Origin of the sequence: Acinetobacter sp. SH024 (assembly GCF_000163635.1) — a bacterium.
In the GTDB taxonomy this organism is placed as follows: Bacteria; Pseudomonadota; Gammaproteobacteria; order Pseudomonadales; family Moraxellaceae; genus Acinetobacter; species Acinetobacter pittii.
In genome coordinates, this window is sequence record NZ_GG753602.1 from 431,215 (window position 1) to 451,051 (window position 19,837).

At 39.9% G+C, this 19,837-nt stretch carries 18 protein-coding genes; 13 read left to right on the top strand and 5 right to left on the bottom strand.

Annotated elements, in window-relative coordinates; translation table 11 throughout:
- Nucleotides 1-3: 3 nt before the first annotated feature.
- From HMPREF0013_RS18555 to HMPREF0013_RS18565, 3 genes are all read right to left on the bottom strand, one after another.
- Nucleotides 4-873, bottom strand: coding sequence for an NAD(P)-dependent oxidoreductase (locus HMPREF0013_RS18555; protein ID WP_002117186.1), 870 nt, complete (start codon nt 871-873; stop codon nt 4-6).
- A 12-nt stretch (nt 874-885) separates the two neighbouring features.
- On the bottom strand, nt 886-1,674 hold the full coding sequence (locus HMPREF0013_RS18560; protein ID WP_002117154.1) for a crotonase/enoyl-CoA hydratase family protein: 789 nt from the start codon (nt 1,672-1,674) through the stop codon (nt 886-888).
- A gap of 93 nt (nt 1,675-1,767) precedes the next feature.
- The gene (locus tag HMPREF0013_RS18565) at nt 1,768-4,575 is read right to left on the bottom strand and encodes an ATP-binding protein (protein ID WP_002117167.1); all 2,808 of its coding nucleotides are present in this window, start codon (nt 4,573-4,575) and stop codon (nt 1,768-1,770) included.
- Between the two features lie 172 nt (nt 4,576-4,747).
- Between HMPREF0013_RS18565 and cysM the strand changes: the two genes are divergently transcribed.
- From cysM to HMPREF0013_RS18585, 4 genes are read left to right on the top strand one after another with little or no spacing between them, the layout of a single operon-like run.
- Nucleotides 4,748-5,680, top strand: coding sequence for a cysteine synthase CysM (gene cysM / locus HMPREF0013_RS18570; RefSeq protein ID WP_002117176.1), 933 nt, complete (start codon nt 4,748-4,750; stop codon nt 5,678-5,680).
- Between the two features lie 12 nt (nt 5,681-5,692).
- The gene (locus HMPREF0013_RS18575; RefSeq protein WP_002117219.1) at nt 5,693-6,511 is read left to right on the top strand and encodes a 3'-5' exonuclease; all 819 of its coding nucleotides are present in this window, start codon (nt 5,693-5,695) and stop codon (nt 6,509-6,511) included.
- A gap of 9 nt (nt 6,512-6,520) precedes the next feature.
- Nucleotides 6,521-7,912 carry a 23S rRNA (uracil(1939)-C(5))-methyltransferase RlmD gene (rlmD, locus tag HMPREF0013_RS18580; RefSeq protein WP_002117270.1) on the top strand — a complete coding sequence of 464 codons (1,392 nt, stop codon included), beginning with the start codon at nt 6,521-6,523 and terminating at the stop codon, nt 7,910-7,912.
- Nucleotides 7,913-7,942: 30 nt separating this feature from the next.
- Nucleotides 7,943-10,249: a RelA/SpoT family protein gene (locus HMPREF0013_RS18585; RefSeq protein WP_002117181.1), complete on the top strand. Its 2,307-nt coding sequence runs from the start codon at nt 7,943-7,945 to the stop codon at nt 10,247-10,249.
- Nucleotides 10,250-10,295: 46 nt separating this feature from the next.
- Here the strand turns inward: HMPREF0013_RS18585 and HMPREF0013_RS18590 are convergent, their stop codons facing one another.
- Nucleotides 10,296-11,069, bottom strand: coding sequence for an SDR family oxidoreductase (locus HMPREF0013_RS18590; protein ID WP_002117159.1), 774 nt, complete (start codon nt 11,067-11,069; stop codon nt 10,296-10,298).
- 112 nt (nt 11,070-11,181) lie between these two features.
- Here HMPREF0013_RS18590 and mazG point away from each other — a divergent pair, with 112 nt between their 5' ends.
- The 9 genes from mazG (at nt 11,182) to yjgA (ending at nt 17,816) form a co-directional block, all read left to right on the top strand.
- On the top strand, nt 11,182-11,988 hold the full coding sequence (gene mazG / locus HMPREF0013_RS18595; protein ID WP_002117253.1) for a nucleoside triphosphate pyrophosphohydrolase: 807 nt from the start codon (nt 11,182-11,184) through the stop codon (nt 11,986-11,988).
- Complete coding sequence (locus HMPREF0013_RS18600; protein ID WP_002117268.1) at nt 11,957-12,361, top strand: ComEA family DNA-binding protein; 405 nt, start codon at nt 11,957-11,959, stop codon at nt 12,359-12,361. Before mazG ends, HMPREF0013_RS18600 begins: the two co-directional genes overlap by 32 nt.
- A gap of 125 nt (nt 12,362-12,486) precedes the next feature.
- Entirely contained in the window at nt 12,487-13,950 is a 1,464-nt protein-coding gene (gene pcnB, locus HMPREF0013_RS18605; RefSeq protein ID WP_002117192.1) for a polynucleotide adenylyltransferase PcnB, read from the top strand.
- On the top strand, nt 13,947-14,429 hold the full coding sequence (gene folK, locus HMPREF0013_RS18610; protein ID WP_002117282.1) for a 2-amino-4-hydroxy-6-hydroxymethyldihydropteridine diphosphokinase: 483 nt from the start codon (nt 13,947-13,949) through the stop codon (nt 14,427-14,429). Before pcnB ends, folK begins: the two co-directional genes overlap by 4 nt.
- Before the next feature lie 45 nt (nt 14,430-14,474).
- On the top strand, nt 14,475-15,284 hold the full coding sequence (panB, locus tag HMPREF0013_RS18615) for a 3-methyl-2-oxobutanoate hydroxymethyltransferase (RefSeq protein WP_002117298.1): 810 nt from the start codon (nt 14,475-14,477) through the stop codon (nt 15,282-15,284).
- A gap of 3 nt (nt 15,285-15,287) precedes the next feature.
- A complete protein-coding gene (panC, locus tag HMPREF0013_RS18620) occupies nt 15,288-16,136 on the top strand; it encodes a pantoate--beta-alanine ligase (RefSeq protein WP_002117191.1) in 849 nt (282 codons plus the stop codon).
- Nucleotides 16,137-16,159: 23 nt separating this feature from the next.
- Nucleotides 16,160-17,011, top strand: a complete 852-nt coding sequence (gene rapZ / locus HMPREF0013_RS18625; protein ID WP_002117179.1) for an RNase adapter RapZ — start codon at nt 16,160-16,162, stop codon at nt 17,009-17,011.
- Complete coding sequence (locus HMPREF0013_RS18630; RefSeq protein WP_000567533.1) at nt 17,008-17,277, top strand: HPr family phosphocarrier protein; 270 nt, start codon at nt 17,008-17,010, stop codon at nt 17,275-17,277. The genes rapZ and HMPREF0013_RS18630 overlap by 4 nt, the downstream gene beginning before the upstream one ends.
- 2 nt (nt 17,278-17,279) lie before the next feature.
- Nucleotides 17,280-17,816 carry a ribosome biogenesis factor YjgA gene (gene yjgA / locus HMPREF0013_RS18635; RefSeq protein WP_002117241.1) on the top strand — a complete coding sequence of 179 codons (537 nt, stop codon included), beginning with the start codon at nt 17,280-17,282 and terminating at the stop codon, nt 17,814-17,816.
- A 46-nt stretch (nt 17,817-17,862) separates the two neighbouring features.
- Here yjgA and HMPREF0013_RS18640 read toward each other — a convergent pair whose 3' ends face one another.
- Nucleotides 17,863-19,500, bottom strand: coding sequence for an acyl-CoA synthetase (locus HMPREF0013_RS18640; RefSeq protein WP_002117216.1), 1,638 nt, complete (start codon nt 19,498-19,500; stop codon nt 17,863-17,865).
- Nucleotides 19,501-19,837 lie beyond the last annotated feature (337 nt).

Below are 19,837 nucleotides of genomic sequence, written 5' to 3' on the forward strand. Positions count from 1 at the left end.
CGTTTATTTTTGCTCTATTAATTGAATCATAGTAGCTAAATCTTTCTCGGCAAAGCCATTTTTTTGGTGAGTTTGTAGCTGTAATAGAGCTTTTTGTGCAACTGGGATATCTAAATTAACATTGTTAGCCAATGTTACTGCGTTGTTAAGATCCTTTGATAATGTTTGAACTTTCCACTGAACAGGTTCAAAGGTATGAGTTGCCATACGTGGGGTGAGAATTTGAAAAGGTTTTGAATCTGCAAATCCACCCGCTAAAGCTGGAGCGAGCAAAGTCGTATCTACACCTGCTCGATCTGCAAGAGCAACAGCTTCTGCAATAAGCGCACTGTTGGCTGCAACAATGAGTTGATTGCAGATTTTGGTGGCTTGGCCAGTTCCTGTATCTCCCATCCGTGTTACACGTTGAGATAAAACATTATAAACAGGCGTTAATTCTGTAATGGTTTGAGCATCACCACCTGCAAAAATAACAAGCGTGCCTTGTTCTGCTCCAGCTGTTCCACCTGATACAGGTGAATCAATCCAAATAACGTCATGTGTGGCAGCAGTTTGAGCAAGCGTTTTTGTTGCAGCAACAGATAAGCTCGAGAAATCAACAATTACCTGTTTAGCTTTTAAGTTCGGCTGAATTTGTTCAAATACTGCCTCTACGGCTTTGTCATCTGCTAGACAGATTAAAATAACAGGATATTCGCCAATATTTATAAGATCTAGAGGCTGTGCGCCGATATCAATCAGTTCTTCACATGCAGAAGGGGTTCGATTCCAAACCGCAACTTGAAAGCCAGCTTGAATAAGGCGGGTTGCCATGCGGCTCCCCATAAGCCCTATACCTAAAAAAGCAATAGGGGTGTTGCGATCAAAATTCATAATCTAAGCTCTTTATTTATATTGGCGTGGTAAAAAATTAACTTCCGGATGTTTGTCTTTTTTACGAGCAAGTTTGCTATTTTTACCAAGTAATAATTTAAGTTGCCAGATTTTTTCTAGACGTAATGATTTTTCTGGTTGGTGTTCCATTGCATCAAGTACACGTTTTGCAGCAGTGAGAGCATCGGGTGAGCGTTGTAACATTTCAGTGGCAATTTCATTTGCTTTTTCTAGCGGAGAGTCGCTTAAATGAGTTACAAGACCAATTTCTTTTGCATAATCTCCATCAAAAACGCGGGCCGTTAAGGTGAGTTCTTTTGCAAGATCAACGCCAATTAAGCCTTTTAATGAACGAGTAAGTCCCATATCTGGAACTAAGCCCCAACGGCTTTCCATAATCGACATTTTTGTGTCTGGATGAGAAATTCGAATATCAGCTGCTAAGGCAAGTTGCATTCCGGCACCAAAACAATATCCTTCAAGTGCCGCAATTACAGGTACAGGTAAATTTTGCCAAATAAGAAATGCTTTCTGGAAGAGACTTTGGCCAGGTTTCACAAGCTCCCAAATGGCAAAGGCAGAATTTTTCGGATTATTCAGATCAGATAAATCAATTCCGGCACTAAAAACTTGTGCTTCACCTGTCAAAATCACACAGCGGATCTCTCGATCTTTTTTAATGGCTTTTGCTGTTGAAACGAGTTCTTTGAGGAGGGCAAAACTCATGGCGTTACGTTTATCAGGACGGTTTAGATAAACTGTTGCAATGCCATTATTCTTTTCAATACGTAAAAGTGCCATGAAATTCCCGCTTATTTTTTTATCGACAAGCGGAGCATAACATGGCTGTAATTTGGAAACATGACAGCTCAGTCATACCATTTGATAGATACGCTAGTCAGGGATCACCAAGATTTGATGAGCAGCACTTTCTACTTCTTTCACTACAAGGCCTAGCTCATCAAAGCGTCTCATAACTTCTTCAATAAAACCTTCATCTGCTATACGGCGTTCTTTGCGTAGTGTTGAAATAAATTGCTCAAAGTCACCTGTCACTTGTTGTAGTTTTGGAGTCCCTACATAGCGAGTAGCGCCATAAAGACGATGTAAAACATGCTCAAGTTGAGGGAAGTCTTCAAGCTCAATGAGCTGCTGCATTTCGTCTAGCTCAGTTGGGAAACTATCAACTAACATTTTAAGTAAATCTTGAGCTAAGTCTTCTTTATTGGCTGCAAGCTGCAAGCTTTGTTGCCAGTTTAGAATTTCTGGATCTAATGCTTCTGCAACGACATGATGGTCTTTATCTGGAGCTTTTGCTGTAAAGTTGTTTTTAGTCCATTGCGTTAGAATCTGGATAATTTGTTCCATTTGAATTGGCTTGGTGACATAGTCATTCATGCCGACTTTGAGAAGTTTTTGTTTTTCATCGGCAAGGGCATGGGCGGTTAATGCAATAATTGGAAGCTGCATTTCTCCATCTAAAGTCGACTCTAATGAACGAATAGCACGCGTGGTATCAATACCTGACATGACAGGCATTTGAATATCCATGAATACTAGATCAAATGGTTTGAGTTTCTGATCGATTCGCTCTTGAATCAGATTAAGCGCTTCTTGACCACTGATTACTTTAGTTGTTCTAACGTTGAGTTCACCCAGTAGGGCTTCTAAAACAATTAAGTTAGGTAAATGGTCATCCACTGCCAGAATGTGTAAACCCTGACCATTAAAGTCTTGTTGTTCTTCTTCAAATACAGGTTGATCGCTCAACAGTTGAATAAGACCACTTCGGCTGAGTGGTTGATAGAGAGGACGAGCACGATATTCAGTGAGCATATTTGGCTCAAGCGTCATTTGATAGCCATAAACTGCCAAATTACCTTGATAACGACTACGAATTTCTTTTAATAACGCTTCAGTATCACCACTATGGTCAACAATGAGCCAGGTATTATCTTTCTGATCAAGATGTTTTAAACGACTAAATAAGTCCAGAATCGATTGTGTCTCGATGTGCGGAACATGATAGTTTTCAAGGTAATAACGTAAAACACTTGCTGTAGCAGGGTGGGCAAGATAAGACACCACTTGTAAATGTTCAAAGTGCGGGTGTTCAATCTCGTAATCTTCATCTACCACAAATTGTGCAGTAAACCAGAAGGTCGAGCCTTTTTCTGTTGGAGCACGTTCTTGGTTATCCTCAAAACCAATTTGGCCATGCATGAGATGGACAAGCTGTTTAGAAATAGCTAGACCTAAACCTGTACCGCCAAATTGGCGTGTAACGGATGCATCACCTTGCGAGAAAGATTCAAATAATTTTTTACGATCTGTGCCGCTTAAACCAATACCACTGTCTTGTACACTAAAATGAAGCAAGCATTGCCCAATATCATCATGTTCCATACGAACACGAACAATAATTTCACCGTCTGGAGTGAACTTAATCGCATTTGAAATCAAGTTGGTCAGAATTTGTTTGAAGCGTAAAGCATCACCAATCACTTGCTGTGGGATGTTATCTGCATAATAAAACGCCATTGCGATATGCTTTTGAGCAGCCAGTGGAGACAGCATATCCATGACATCAAAAACAGCTTCTTCTAAATCAAACGGTGCTGTTTCGAGCTCTAACTTACCCGCATCAATTTTTGAGAAATCTAATACATCATTAATTAATGCCAATAAATGGGCAGATGATTTGCGAATGGTTTGTAGGTAAAGATTTTGTTCGTTATTTAGATTTTGTTGGCGGAGTAATAAATGAATAAAGCCATCAATACTGTTTAAAGGCGTTCGAAGCTCATGACTAATATTGGCAAGGAAAACTGATTTGGCTTGGTTCGATGAAATTGCTTGGTCACGTGCTTGACGATAGGTAATGTTTTGAACTTCTAAGGTATCTAGCGTTCTGCGTAAGTCTTCTTCGGTTTGTTCGGTGTGTTCTTTTAACTCTAAAAAGCTAAAGTGCAATCGTTTAACAACGTTTGCAATATCACGCTGTAATAAGCGCAATTCACCCGTACTGTTAATGACCATATGCTGGTCCAACGTGTCTGCATTTAAACGTTGCAACTGCATGCGAATTTCGTACATCGGCGCAATCCAGCGACGCGAATAAAAATTCAAGCAAAGTAAAAGTAACAGTAAGGTCATTAAGCCAGTAATGACGAGGGCGATTAGAATACGGTAACGAGCCAATTCTAGTGGCTGATTATCCATTTCAATCACAAGCCAGACAGGTGCTTTTCCGGGTGTGTCGCTAATCCGCTGTCCATAAATATTGTTGTGGTTATAAGAGATTGGACCAAAAAAATTATTTTTTTCAGTAAAGTTTGGCCAGTAACGATTGTCTCGATAACCGATACTTAAATAAGTCTGACCATTACTATCAATTAAAGCAGCACGCTTTAGATTTTTTTCATTAAACATGCTTTGCATGATGTGCTGAGCATGGTCATATTCATCGGGCTGTAGTTCAACTAGGTGGTATAAATCTAGTGCGATTTGATTATAGCGAGCTAAAATTGCTGAGGCATGATGTAGCTGTTGTTGTTTTACTGAATGCGAGGTTTCAGTTAAAACCAGAAAAGCACCAACACACGTTAAAATCATAATGGGCACAAAAATAAGAGCAATCAATTGCCCATATGCATGATTCAGACGTAAGCGTTTCGATAAGGTTTTATTGAAATTAGACATGGCTACATCAGATTTATCTCTCTGTACGGCATCTTATCACGCTTTATTTTAAAACAGACGGCATTTTATAAATGACCGAGCTTTAATCGCTTTCATGAAAAAGCATATTGAAATGGGTGCAGTACCGAGCATTTTTTCATACAATAGGCCCACCTCGATATAGGTGTTGATCATGAGTAATACACAACCTGATTTTTTAGCTGACGAATTTTTGTTAGATCACTATGTAGGTAAGACACCTCTAGTTCGTTTGCAGCGATTAGCTTCTCATACGCAAGCGATAGTTTTAGCAAAATTGGAAGGTAATAATCCGGCAGGTTCTGTAAAAGACCGTCCTGCATATAACATGATTATGCAGGCAGAAAAACGTGGTCAAATTAAACCGGGTGATACATTAATTGAAGCAACCAGCGGTAATACAGGTATTGCGTTGGCTATGGTTGCGGCAATGCGCGGCTATAAAATGAAACTTATTATGCCGAACAATATGAGCCAAGAGCGTAAAGACGCAATGTTGGCTTATGGCGCAGAGCTGATTGAAGTAACGCCACAGCAAGGTATGGAAGGTGCACGTGATTTAGCCTTGCAAATGGAAAAAGAAGGCAAAGGTCACGTTTTAAATCAGTTTGGTAATCCTGATAATGTTGAAGCTCATTATCTAACGACTGGTCCTGAAATCTGGAAGCAAACAGGTGGGAAAATTACCCATTTTGTAAGCTCAATGGGCACAACCGGTACTATTATGGGTGTTTCTAAATATTTAAAAGAACAAAACCCAGATATTCAAATTGTTGGTTTACAACCTGCTGATGGCTCAAGTATCGCTGGTATTCGCCGTTGGCCAAAAGAATATTTGCCTACTATTTTTGATAGTAGCCGTGTGGATCGTATTATTGATATTCCACAAATTGAAGCTGAAAAAACTATGCGTAAATTAGCACGTATGGAAGGTGTTAGTGCTGGTACATCTTCAGGCGGTGCAGTTTGGGCATCAATCAAAATTGCAGAAGAAAATCCAGATGCTGTTATTGTTTGCATTATCTGTGACCGTGGCGATCGCTACTTGTCTACAGGTCTGTTTTCAGTACAGGACGATAACTCATAATTGAGAGAAATAATGCGTTTCCCTACCTTAGTTTTTGATATTGAAACTTTAACTGATTTAAAAGCGGGTGCGCATTTATATCATCTTGATTTACCTGAGGCCGATGTAGAGCAAGCATTGACGAAAATCCGTCGCCAAGAATCTGGTATGGATTTTCAGCGTTTGCCTTTACATGAAATTGTTTGTATTTCTGGCTTATGGGTGGATGAGTCTGGTTTTAGATTATTTTCTTTTAGTCGAGAACAATATTCTGAAGCCGAAATTTTACAGAAATTTCTATCTATTTTTGATAAGCGCCATCCGACTCTAGTAAGTTGGAATGGTTCGCAATTTGATTTACCAGTTATCCTATTTCGCGCTATGTATCATGGGCTCTCTGCACCTGGTCTGTTTGATCAAGGTGAGATTGATAGCCAAAAGCGTTTTAATAATTACCAAAACCGTTATCACCATCGCCATATAGATTTAATGGATGTGATGGCAATGTTTAATGGTCGTAATTTTCAAAAGCTTGATGATATTGCCTGTATTTTAGGTTTGCCGGGTAAGCGTGGCGAATCGGGTTATCATGTGCCTGAATATGTTCGTAATCAACAGTGGTTAAAATTGACGAGCTATTGTGAAGGGGATGTGCTCAATACATGGTTTATTTATTTGCGTTGGTTAGTACTAAAAGGCCAATTAAATGCAGATGAGCATAACCATTGGATCAGTTCGAGTATTGAATATTTACAGACTATACCACAGCAAGCCGATTTCCTTGAAGTATGGGAACGTACTTCGAAACATACTGAATTTACTTCTCACTATTTTAATTCTTCAGATTTTTAGGTTCATTCTTTGAAACAACAAGCCAAATCTCGCAACCTTCAACAACCTGAATATATTTTTCAGGTTGAAACACTTTCTCATGAGGGGCGTGGAATTGCGCATTATGGTTCTCATCCTGAGCACCCTGCAGATAAGCATGGCAAAAAAGTTTTTATTCGTTATGCATTGCCAGGAGAAACTGTAAAAGCTCGGATTACCCATCAAGCGAAGCGTCTTGAAGAAGCTGAAATGTTGCAGTTGTTAGGAGAACCTTCAGCACATCGTATAGAGGCAATTTGTCCTCATTATGGTATCTGTGGGGGTTGTAGCATGCAGCATATTCACCCTAATGAACAAATCCGTTTAAAACAAAATGTACTCCAGTCACATTTACAGCATTTTGCAGGTATTCAACCTGAACAGTGGCTAGAACCGATTCGATCTTTACAAAGTGATTATCGTCGTCGTGCTCGAATAGGCGTGCGCTATTTGCCAAAACCAGATCGCTTAATCATGGGTTTTCGCGAACATCATAGTAATCGTTTAACTTCGATCCATAGCTGTAGTGTTTTGGATAAAAACTTATCAAATAGTCTGCCTGAGTTACGCACTTTACTCCAAAGTCTAAAAGGCAAAGCGCACATTGGTCATGTAGAATTAGCAAAAGGTGATAATGAAATTTCTTTATTGGTTCGTCATGTAGAAAAATTAAACAATTCTGATGTCAACCAATTAAAGCAATTTGCGTTACACAAAGGGTGGCATTTGTATTTGCAACCTAAAGGTCCTGAAAGCATTCATCGTATTGATGATGAACAAGGTGCTTTACGTTTACATTATGCCTTAGAAAGGTTTAATGTAAATTTTGCTTTTTCGCCATTGGATTTTACTCAGGTCAATGCCACAGTAAATGAACAGATGGTTCAATTGGCATGTGAATTGCTTCAATTGCAACCAGGTGAAAAGGTACTTGATCTATTTTGCGGTTTGGGCAATTTCTCACTCCCGTTAGCACGATGTGTTGGTGAGAGTGGTCAGGTTGTCGGTGTTGAAGGGAGTGAAGAAATGGTGCAGCGAGCAACAGCTAATGCGGAATGCAATAGTTTGGTGCAAGCAACCTTCTTTTCACAAGATTTAACAAAAGATTTTTCGCATCATTCTTGGGCAAATCAAGGATTTGATGCATTATTGATTGATCCTCCTCGTGCTGGTGCATATGAAATTATGCAGTATGTATCAAATTTTGGAGCAAAAAGAATCGTTTATGTATCATGTAATCCAGCTACACTGGCAAGGGATGCGGGTGTTTTGGTCCAATATGGTTACCAGTTAAAAAAAGCAGCAGTGATGGACATGTTTACGCATACCGAACATGTTGAATCCATTGCACTATTTGAAAAAATTCAAGAGATAAACGATTAAAAACATGAGTTACATATTGAGGAGAATGGTATGGTCACAGTACGTGAACAGTTACCTGAACAACTAACCGAGTTGTCAGAGGAAACGACTGTAGAGCATGCCGCCGAAACGCAAATCGGTTTAGCCTCATGGTTGGATCGGGTGCGTGAAATATTAGATGGGGCGGAGCTTGAACAACTTGAAAAAGTCGCTCATTTAACCCTGCAAAAAGAGTTAGATTCAACGGTTAATCATCGTTCCAATACTTTTGCTACAGGCGTTGGAATGGCCGACATTCTGGCACATCTCCATGTAGATGAAGATACTTTATCAGCAGCAATGCTTTATCGTAGTGTACGTGAAGGCATTACCGATATAGAAGAAGTAAAACAGAAATTCGGGGAGCAAGTTTACAACCTTGTCAAAGGTACTTTGGCAATGGGTAAACTCTCAGAACTTATTGAGAAAAATAAACGGTTAGAAGATCACTTTAATAATAATCAACGAGAACATCTAAGCGGCATTTATAAAATGCTGATTTCGGTGACAGAAGATGTTCGTGTTGTTTTAATTAAACTTGCTGAACGTACTTATTCTTTGCGAGAGCTTGCAAATTCCTCTCGTGAACGCCAAGAACGTGTAGCGCGTGAAATTCTTACTATTTATTCGCCGTTGGCACATCGACTTGGTATTGCTCAGCTTAAATGGGAGCTCGAAGATCTAGCATTTCGCTATTTGGCTCCAGATCGCTATAAAGAGATTGCTTCATTACTCAACGAAAAGCGTTTAGAGCGTGAGCATTATATTCAGTTCGTCATTGACCGTTTGAAAAATGAGTTAGCGTCTTACGGTATTGAAGCTGAAATTACAGGTCGTGCAAAACACATTTATTCGATTTATCGAAAAATGAAGAGCAAAAACCTGAGCTTCGACCAACTTTATGACATTCGTGCTTTGCGTGTGTTGGTCAATAGTGTGCCAGAATGCTATCACTCTTTAGGTATCGTACATCAAATCTGGCGTCATATTCCGCATCAGTTTGATGACTATATTACAAACCCGAAAGCCAATGGTTATCGTTCTTTGCATACGGCTGTAATTGCTGAAAACAAATCTCTTGAAGTGCAAATTCGTACTCACGAGATGCATGATGAAGCAGAGTTAGGCGTATGTTCACACTTTAACTATAAAGAAGGTTCAAAGAATACCGACCATTCTTTTAACCATCGTTTGCATTCATTACGTGCCGTTTTAGAACATTATCAAGAGCGTAATGAAACGACGGTACATCAAAACGAAGATGAAACAGAAGGCTTTGAACAGTTACAAGACTTTGAAGGCTTTGAGAAGATTTATGTTTTCAGTCGTGATGGTGATATTAAGGAATTGCCGCGTGGCTCAACAGTTTTAGATTTTGCCTATCATGTGCATACAGAAGTAGGGAATAAGTGTTATGCAGCGCGGGTCAACCAGCGTTATGTGCCACTTACCTATACTTTAAAAACGGGTGAACAGGTTGAAATTTTAACTAAAAAAGATCGTGAACCAAACCGTGACTGGTTGGTGAACTCTTTGGGTTATATCAAAACCTCTCGTGCACGTGACAAGTTGCGTCATTGGTTTAGACAGCAAGACCGTAGTAAGAATCTTGAAGTAGGCCGAGAACTGCTTAATAAAGAGTTGGCTCGTCTTGCGATTCACCCAAAAAGTATCGACCTAAACGATTATTCATCACATTTTAATGTGAAGACCGGCGACGACATTTTGGTGAATTTGGTCAGTGGCGATATTAGCTTACATGCCCTGATTAATCAGGTGAACCGCCAAATGCATCTAGATCAGGATGAGCCTGAACTAGTACTTAAACCAACGTTAAATCCGCGTGCTAGCCATACGCTATCAGCACATGGCATTTTAATTGATGGTTTAGATAATGTAGAGCTGCACATCGCTCAGTGCTGTCAGCCGGTACATGGTGAATCAATCGCTGGATATATTACTTTGAACCGTGGTGTCAGCATCCATAAAGTCATTTGTTCTGACTATCAGCGGATGATTAAGCAAGAGCCAGAGCGTGCTGTTGAAGCTGATTGGGAAATGCAGCCAACACGGGGTCAAAGCGTTCAGATTGTGGTGGAAGCATATGATCGTCGTGGTCTGCTTAAAGACTTAACTCAAGTGATTTTCTCTGACCAAATCAATATTCGTCAGGTTAATACAATTTCTGAGGCAGATGGTATTGCTAATATGAAGTTGCTCATTGAGGTTAAAGGTTTAGCGCAGCTTTCTCGTTTATTGGCTCGCCTAGAGCAGCAACCTGGAATCATTAGTGCGCGACGCATGATTCAAGGCGTTTAATAAATTAAGTAAAAAGGCTGTCAAATGACAGCCTTTTTATTGCAAATTACTTTTTAGATAAATAAATATTGGTGAGTCGATTTAGAAACTGAGGGCTCAACGTTGATAGTTGATAAAGTAGTTTGGTTTTTATACCCACTGGAGTGTGAGTAGGCGTCCAAAAATGAGCCTTTTTCTCTACAAGCGTAAGCACCTGCTGAGCAATATCATTGGGGGTTAAATCTATCCCCATATTTTGAATTGTGCCTGCATCCATATTGTTAACCATTGCAGTTTGCACAAATAGCGGCATCACATCTAAAACGCGAATACCATATTTTTTCCATTCCACATCTAAACCTTCAGTAATTCCGCGAACTGCAAATTTACTAGCTGAATAAGAAATCAAATCAGCTTGCCCATAAATTGCAGAGGCTGAAGAGAGGTTGATAACGCGTGCAAAAGACGCTTGCTTTAAGTAGGGTAGAGCAGCGTGACAACCATTGATTACGCCGTTTACATTAATATTTATTGTTCTTTGGTGAGCTTTAATATCAGTCATTTCAAACGCGCCAGAATATAAAATACCTGCATTATTTACCAAAATATTAAGTTCACCAGCCCATTCGGTAAATTCTTTTAATGTGTATTGCCACTGGCTGTAATCACTTACATCTAGATAGCCGGCACGGGCATTTGGCCCTAAGTCATTTGCTAGTTCCTGAGCAAGCGATTCATTAATATCGTAAATGCCTACTTTATATCCTTGTTTGTAGAATACGTGTGCAATTTCAGCCCCAATACCTTGAGCGGCACCACTAATCAGAATACTGTATCTCATCTTTTTTCTCTTTGTCAGTACAATAGTGCGACTGATTTAATCGCTTTGATTTTGATCATAACAAATTAAAATCTTAGTTTGACTGACCGACTTTTTAAACTTGAGGGTTACCATGGATAAATTGCTTAAAATCATGCAAGAGTTACGTGAAAAATGTCCGTGGGATCAACAACAAACCCCAATGTCACTGACTAAATATGCGATTGAAGAGGCGTATGAAGTCGAGGCGGCCATCCGTCAAGGTGATATTAATGAAATTAGAAATGAACTAGGCGATTTGTTATTGCAAGTTGTGTTTCAATCACAAATGTTTAGTGAGCAAGGCGCTTTTAACTTTCAAGATGTTGTTGAGGCAATAAGTGAAAAGTTAATACGCCGTCATCCCCATGTTTTTCAGGCAGATCAATTTAATACTTTAACACCCGAACAAGTAAGTGAGCTTTGGAAACAAATTAAGCAACAAGAAAAACAAGGCAAGCGGCAATCAAGATTAGATGAAATTAAACATGGGCCAGCTCTGTTACAGGCACAAGAAATTCAAGCAAATGTAGCTAAGGTTGGGTTTGATTTCGAAACGGTAGAAGATGCTTATGAAAAACTAGAAGAAGAGTTGGATGAGTTTAAGCAGGCCCTAAAAAATCAAAATATTGATGAAATTCAAGACGAATTTGGAGATTGCCTGTTTTCATTAGTCAATGTTGGACGTAAACTTGCGATTTCAAGTGAAACATCACTTTTATCGACAATACATAAATTTAGAAGCCGTTTTGCTTTTATTGAAGATCAAGCGCAAAAACAGCAAAGAACATTAGAGGATATGACCTTGTTTGAAATGGATGAATTGTGGAATCAGGCAAAGCGGCAGTTAAAGTTAGGGGAAAAAACACATGCAGCTCAGCATGAATCTTTGGAAGAATAAGCACAACATTTTCATTGTTTTATTTTGGAGCCTGATTTCTTCAACCTTTGTTCAGGCTCAATCTTTTGATCAAAATTTTAAGGAGTGGAAGGCTAAACAGCAGATGTATGATCAGAAGTTGAGCATGCAACAAGCCTCTCATTCTAATAGTCCAAAAAGCTCAGTTATGACTGATTCGTCAGGGCAAATACACTTGAATCAAGCCAATATTGATGAGCTCCAAAAGCTAAAAGGTATTGGTGAGAAAAAGGCTCAGGCGATTGTAGAATACCGTCAAAAGAATGGCGGCTTTAAAAATATTGATGAATTTAAAAACGTAAAGGGTATTGGTCCAGCCATTTTTGAAAAGAATAAAACGCGTTTGACTTTATAAATCATCTGTCTGTCAATTATCATTTCATGCGCAAACTACAGAGAATCAAATTGCCCTTTGTGTGCGTTAGAGCTATGATTAGCGACAACTTGTTATTTACGTCCTGACGTAGGAGACAGCGTCTTTTGCAAACCTTGCGAGCGTCAAAATGTGGTTTGTCCACAGCCCAACTTCCTTCTTCGATTTTAGATGTGATCGATAGCCTGACTAAAGCTGGCTATGAAGCTTATATTGTTGGGGGTGGTGTCCGTGATTTAATGCTAGGGCTTAATCCTAAAGATTTCGATGCAGTCACTAATGCAACACCTTCCCAGATTAAAGAAGTTTTTGGCCGACGTTGTCGAATCATTGGCCGTCGATTTGAATTAGCACATGTCTATTCAGGGCGTGAGCTTATTGAAGTTGCAACTTTCCGTGCTCCTCCAAAAAAAGCAGTCACTAGTGCTTCGGGCATGATTTTACGTGACAATAACTGGGGAACAATCGAACAAGACTTTGCTCGCCGTGACTTTTCAATCAATACGCTATATTACCAACCGCGTAAGAGTATTGTGCTTGATTTCTGCAAAGCAATTGACGATGTAAAAAATAAAACTCTACGTTTATTAGGTGATCCGGCACAGCGCTTCGAAGAAGACCCTGTGCGTATGCTGCGGACTTTACGTTTTGCAGCGAAGTTAAATTTTAAAATTGATTCAGATATTCTCGATATATTTGATGCAGAGATGACGCAACTATTGCGTGATGTTTCTCCGCATCGTTTATATGATGAATCTCAGAAGCTCTTTACAATGGGACATTTGGCGCGTGTTTTGCCAATGTTGATTGAGTTTGGTGTTTGGAAACAACTCTTTGCCGATATTCAGCCTAACCTCACTCCATTTATTTTAAGAGCAGCAAAGAATACAGATCAGCGTATTCAAGTGGGTAAAACAATCAACCCTGCATTTTTCTATGCAGTCTTATTGTGGCAACCATTTTTAGAGCGTTGTGAATTTTATTTATCTAAAGGTGTGGTACCAGCTGAAGCGCGTGCACAAGCTGGTTTAGATGTCTTAAAACGTCAGGCAACACGCACTGTGATTCCTCGTTTTGCAGAAACTTTTATTCGTGAAGTTTGGGAAATGCAGACCCGTTTGCTTAATCCGAAACCACAGCAAATTGAAGCATTGGCTGGACATGCGCGTTTCCGTGCTGGTTTTGACTTCTTGTTACTTCGTGAAAAGTCAGGTGATGACACGACACAGGGAATGGGAAGCTGGTGGGAAGCCTACCAAGAAATGTCGAATGACGAAAAAGAAGCTGCAATTAGCCAGTACAATCGTCAGAAAGCTAGAAACCGTCGTAAAGCCGTTGCTGAACCTGTTGAAAACAATAAAGTTGAGACGGAAATCGAACCTTTGGTTGATATTCCTGAACCACGCAGCCGTCGTGGGAAAAAAGAACGTGCTCGACAAGAACAATCGATGGGTCGTTTCGTTGAAAAAGCCTCTGCTTCAGAAGCTGGGGTGATGAGCGACCATCCGATTTTGAAGCGTAAGCGAGTACAACGCGATTTAAGCCAAGTTATTTTTGGGCCAACGCAATGACAACGAAGACCTATATTGGTTTAGGAAGTAATTTGGGTGATTCGCGCCAAATCTTATCTGAAGCCATTGCTAAGCTTAAAACTTTAGGTGGAGTGAAAGTTTCTAAACTTTATCAAAGTCCACCTATGGGGCCTCAAGATCAACCAAATTATTTAAATGCAGTTGCAGAGCTAAATACAGATCTCATGCCTTTAGATTTGTTAGACCAGTTACAACGATTTGAGCAAGAAGCTGGTCGTGTACGCGTTCGTCGTTGGGGAGAGCGTACCTTAGATCTGGATTTGCTTATATATGGTGATGAAAAAATTCAAAATGAGCGCTTAACTGTGCCACACATTGGAATTCTAGAGCGAGATTTCGTTGTAATTCCTTTATTAGATTTAGACGCTGATTTACATATTAATGATCAGCCACTTAAAAATTTAGAACTCATACAGCAGCCCACGCTGACTGTACTTGCTGATGAGTCTTGGGCTTAAAACCTGACTTATTACGTTCTGCAAACTCCTGTAGAGGATACCATCATGATTAGTCTAAGTGACTTAAGAAAATTTAAAGCCGAAGGACGTAAGTTCTCTTGTCTAACTTGTTACGATGCGAGTATGGCAAAAGCAATGGAACTTGCTGAAATTGATACAATCTTAATTGGTGATTCTCTTGGAATGGCAATTCAAGGTCGTGACTCAACTTTACCTGTAACTGTTGAGGACATGGCTTATCATACGGCGGCGGTGCGTCGCGGTAACCAGCATGCTTTGATTATGACTGACTTACCATTTATGAGTTATGCCACCTTAAATGATGCTTTGCAAAATGCAAGAACAGTTATGCAAGCTGGTGCTCAGATGATCAAAATCGAAGGCGGCGCTTGGCTAAGTGAAACTGTACAAGTGTTAACACGTAATGGTGTACCTGTATGTGTACATTTAGGTTTAACTCCTCAATCTGTACACGTATTTGGTGGTTACAAATTACAAGCTAAAACACGTGAAGCAGCTGATCAACTTATTGCTGACTGTACGGCAGTGGTTGAAGCGGGTGCGGCAGTTCTATTGCTTGAATGTGTTCCTGCTCAGTTAGGACAGGAAATTGCCGAACTATTTCCAAATACACCTGTGATTGGTATTGGTGCGGGTAATGCGACTGATGGTCAGGTACTTGTGGTACAGGACATGTTGGGTTTAACTTTTGGTCGAGTTGCGCGTTTTGTCCGTAACTTTATGAAAGAACAATCTGGTGAAACAGCAATCCTAGATGCTTTTAAAGCTTTTCATGCTGCTGTGCAGGACCAGTCATTTCCAGCCAAAGAACATACTTTCCACGTTGAGCTGTAATTCATGAAAACAGAAACCACCATACAAGGTCTTGCAGCTTCTTTAAATCCTGCTAGAGCTGCGCGTAAAATTATTGGTTTTGTCCCAACCATGGGAAATCTACATGAAGGACATCTCACACTTGTTCGTGAAGCGAAAAAGTTATGTGATGTTGTGGTTGTTAGTATCTTCGTAAATCCAACTCAATTTGGACCGGGTGAAGATTTTGATAACTATCCTCGTACTTTAGAACAAGATAGTCGTCTATTAGCCGATGTTGGTTGTGACATTATTTTTGCACCATCAGTTGAGCAAATGTACGGTACTCAGCCACGTTTAACCAATATAAGTGTTAGCCAAATTACTGATGCTTTATGTGGTAGCTCGCGTCCAGGTCATTTTGATGGCGTAGCTTTGGTGGTCACCAAACTCTTTAATATTGTGCAACCTAACTATGCTTTCTTTGGTCAAAAAGATTACCAACAGTTAGCAGTGATTCGCCAGTTTGTACAAGATTTAAATATCCCGCTAGAAGTAATTGGTGTGCCAATTGTTCGTGCAGCAGATGGCTTAGCTCTTAGTTCAAGAAATGGTTATTTAAGTCCAGAGCAACGTCAGGTCGCTCCGGTTATTTATCAAAGTTTAAAGCAAGCTGAGCAGCAGTTACATCAAGGCAAAGATCTACAACAAGTTTTAGAAGATATCAAAACTCAGTTGACAGATAATGGGTTTGTTGTGGATTATGTCGAAGCTCGTCAGTCAAATCTGTTACCTGCTACTCAGTTTGATCGTGATATTGTGTTGTTCATCGCGGCAAAATTGGGTGCAACTCGTTTGATTGATAACTTAGAAGTTGCCTTTACACCCCAATAAACAGATCAAAGGACAGCCATGCCATGAAGCGTATACTTATCGTGACAGGACAGTCTGGTTCAGGAAAATCTTCGGCTCTCCAAGTGTTAGAAGATTTGGGCTATTACTGTATTGATAATTTGCCTTTGGCATTGCTGCCCGAAATTGTGGCAAAGCTAGATCATGAAAATAATCTAGAGCAGTTGGCATTAGGTGTGGATGTTCGAAGCACTCGTGCAGATATGCAAGAGTTCGATCATGTTTTTGAGCAACTACAAAAACATGGCACAGTTGATGTGATTTATCTGACTACGCAAGATCAGGATTTGATCGCACGTTTTAGTGCATCACGTCGTCCGCATCCATTAGCCAATCGTTTTAAAAGTCTGTTGCAATGTATTCATGAAGAAAAGCAGTTACTGCTGCCAATTCAGTTCCGCGCTACGGTTCATATTGATACAACGGATAAAAGTGTTCATGATTTAAAGCATATTTTACTGTCTAAATTGGGGCAGTCAGATAAGCTCATCGTGATATTGCAGTCATTTGGATATAAACATGGCATTCCTTTAGATGCTGATTATGTTTTTGATGTACGGCATTTACCAAATCCGCATTGGGATTTAGAATTGAGACGTTTTTCTGGTTTGGATGAGCCAGTAAGACTATTTTTAGAAGCAAGTCCGCAAGCAAACGAAATGTTTGATGATATCCTTCACTTCTTAAAAAAATGGCTTCCAGCATTTGCTGAAGGACATCGTCACTATATGACGATTTCTATTGGTTGTACGGGTGGTCAACATCGTTCCGTTTATATCGTAGATAGACTAAAACAAGCACTTGAGGCAGAATGGTCTGTTCAGGTCTTACACAGAGAAATGAAGCACTGGTCATGATAGACACAACTGTTGATGTAATTAATAAACTCGGTTTACATGCTCGTGCATCAGGAAAACTGATAGAGGTCACTACAAAATTTCGTTCGTCGATCCAAATTGGAAAAGGCGATCATTTAGTAGATGCAAAAAATATTATGTCTTTGCTGATGTTAGGTGCAGGTAAAGGGACTACTTTACGATTGGTCATTGATGGTACCGACGAAGAGCAGGCATTAAATGAAGTACAGGCGTTATTCGCCGCAAAATTTTATGAGGCAGATTAATCGTGGCACGTCGTCCCCAACGTTATACTGAAGAAGATTTTGGCTCTTTAGAAGGACGTGCAAGTAAAACAGAACAGAAAAAAGCAGTTCAACGTATGGCTGCTTTAGGTGAGCAATTAGCACAACTTTCTGTTAAACAGATTCAAAAACTCCCAGTTGATGAACGTTTAATTGATGCGTTAATGGAAGTACAGAACATTAGTTCTTTTGAAGCTCGTCGTCGTCAGTTTCAACGTATTGGTAAATTATTGCGTAATGAAGATGAGACCGTTATTTTGTCTTATTTAACTCCGCAGCAAGGCGCAAAAAAACAGGCTCAATTGATGCGTTGGGTTGATCGTATGATCGAACAAGGTGACCCTGCAATTAATGAATTTAGTAAAATTTATAATGCTTCGGAACGGCACACCTTGCGTCAGCATGTGTTGAGAATCAACCGTGATAAGAGTCAACAAGTGAGTGAGGCAGAGCTTGAGGCATCAAAAGGTAAATTTGTAAACTATGTACAGCAAATTGCTTTATTGTCTGATCAAGGCTAAATGCTTTTCCATAAAAAAGCGACGCTCAAGGCGTCGCTTTTTTTATTTATACATTTTCAGCCCGTTCTCTTGCCCATTCACGCAAGATAAATTTCTGTAATTTACCTGTCGATGTTTTCGGAATTTCTGTAATAACCACATCTTTAGGCACTTTAAAGCGCGCTAATTCTTTTTGGCAGTGTGCAATAATTTCTTCAGGTGTTGCTGTAGCGCCCATCTTTAATTCAATAAACGCGCATGGTACTTCTTGCCAACGTGCATCGGGTTTAGCGACTACAGCAGCGGTTAATACAGCAGGGTGTTTATACAAAACATCTTCTACTTCTAAAGATGAAATGTTTTCTCCACCTGAAATAATGATGTCCTTCGAACGATCAGTAATTTTTGCATAACCATCTGGGTGGCAAACGGCTAGGTCGCCCGTGTGAAACCATCCGCCAGCAAAGGCTTCTTGAGTTGCTTTAGGGTTCTTTAAATAGCCTTTCATGACAATATTGCCACGGAACATGATTTCTCCCATGGTTTGACCATCATTAGGCACAGGTTCCATAGTCTCGGGGTCTAACACACGCATACTGTCTTGTAACGGGTAGGGTACGCCTTGACGGGAATGAAGTTGGGCTTGTTCAGCAATTGATAGTTCATTCCATCCAGATTGCGAAGCACATAGGGCAGAAGGCCCATAAGTTTCTGTTAAGCCATATACATGGTTTACGTTAATCCCCATGTTTCGCATCCCTTCAATAATGGCAACAGGGGGAGCTGCCCCAGCAACCATGACTTCAACATGGTGAGCAAAGCTGGTTTGTTTTTCTTTAGGTAAGTTAAGAATCATTGAAAGAACAATAGGCGCACCACAGAAATAATCAACTTTATGGGCTGCAATCAATTGCATGACTAATTCGGGATCGACTTTGCGTAAACAGATATTGGTTCCACCACTTGCTGCTATGCTCCATGCAAAACACCAGCCATTACAATGAAAGAGGGGGAGTGTCCATAAATACACAGCACGCGGTTTCATTCCACAAGCCAAGATATTGCTTGCAGCATTAAGATAAGCCCCGCGATGATGATAGACCACACCTTTAGGATTACCTGTAGTTCCAGATGTGTAATTTAAGCTAATCGCATCCCATTCATCTTCTGGTAAATGCCAAGAGAAGTTAATGTCGCCTTGAGCGATCCATTCTTCATATTCAAAGGAACCCAAAAACTGATTTTCACCTTCGTATTCCGTATCAGCTACATCAATCACAACAATGTGCTGATTCGGAATAAGTGAGAGGGCTTCTCTTGCCAAATTCACAAATTCAGGATCAACCAACAGCACTTTACTTTCTGCATGTTCCAACATGAAAGCGATTGTTTTTGCATCTAAACGTGTATTGAGGGTATTAAGTACCGCACCCGCCATAGGAACTGCAAAATGTGCTTCAATCATGGCTGGAATATTTGGCAATAAGACAGATACCGTATCATTTTTCTCAATTCCCAGTTGCTTGAGCTGAGATGCAAATTGGCAACAACGTTGGTAAGTTTCTTTCCATGAAATTTGGCGCTTACCATGAATAATTGAAGCTTGATCTGGGTAAATATAAGCCGCACGCTCTAGGTAGCGTAGAGGTGATAACGCAACAAAGTTTGCGGGTGTGCGTGGTAACTCATCATAAGCACTAACCATGTGAAACAACTCCGTGTTCTATTTTTAATTCATTCTTTGAACATATGATGTAATATCAATCAAAGCATCTATGCTTTAGTCTTAAAGGCGATACCCTCCAGTCAAAAAATGAGCAGAAATGCTATTTTCTTCATCTTAAACCACTTGTGTTAAACATGTTTAAAAATCATCTCAATATATTTTTAAGTCATTTATTGCTGTTTACGCGATAAGCAAAATGTATTTATGATTTTATGGACTCAAAGGTTTTCACATTGCTTGAACAAGTGTAAAATCTTTCAGGTTTTTTAACTTTGATTTACACCGTTTTTATATTTTGAGGTTCGCCTCGATCATA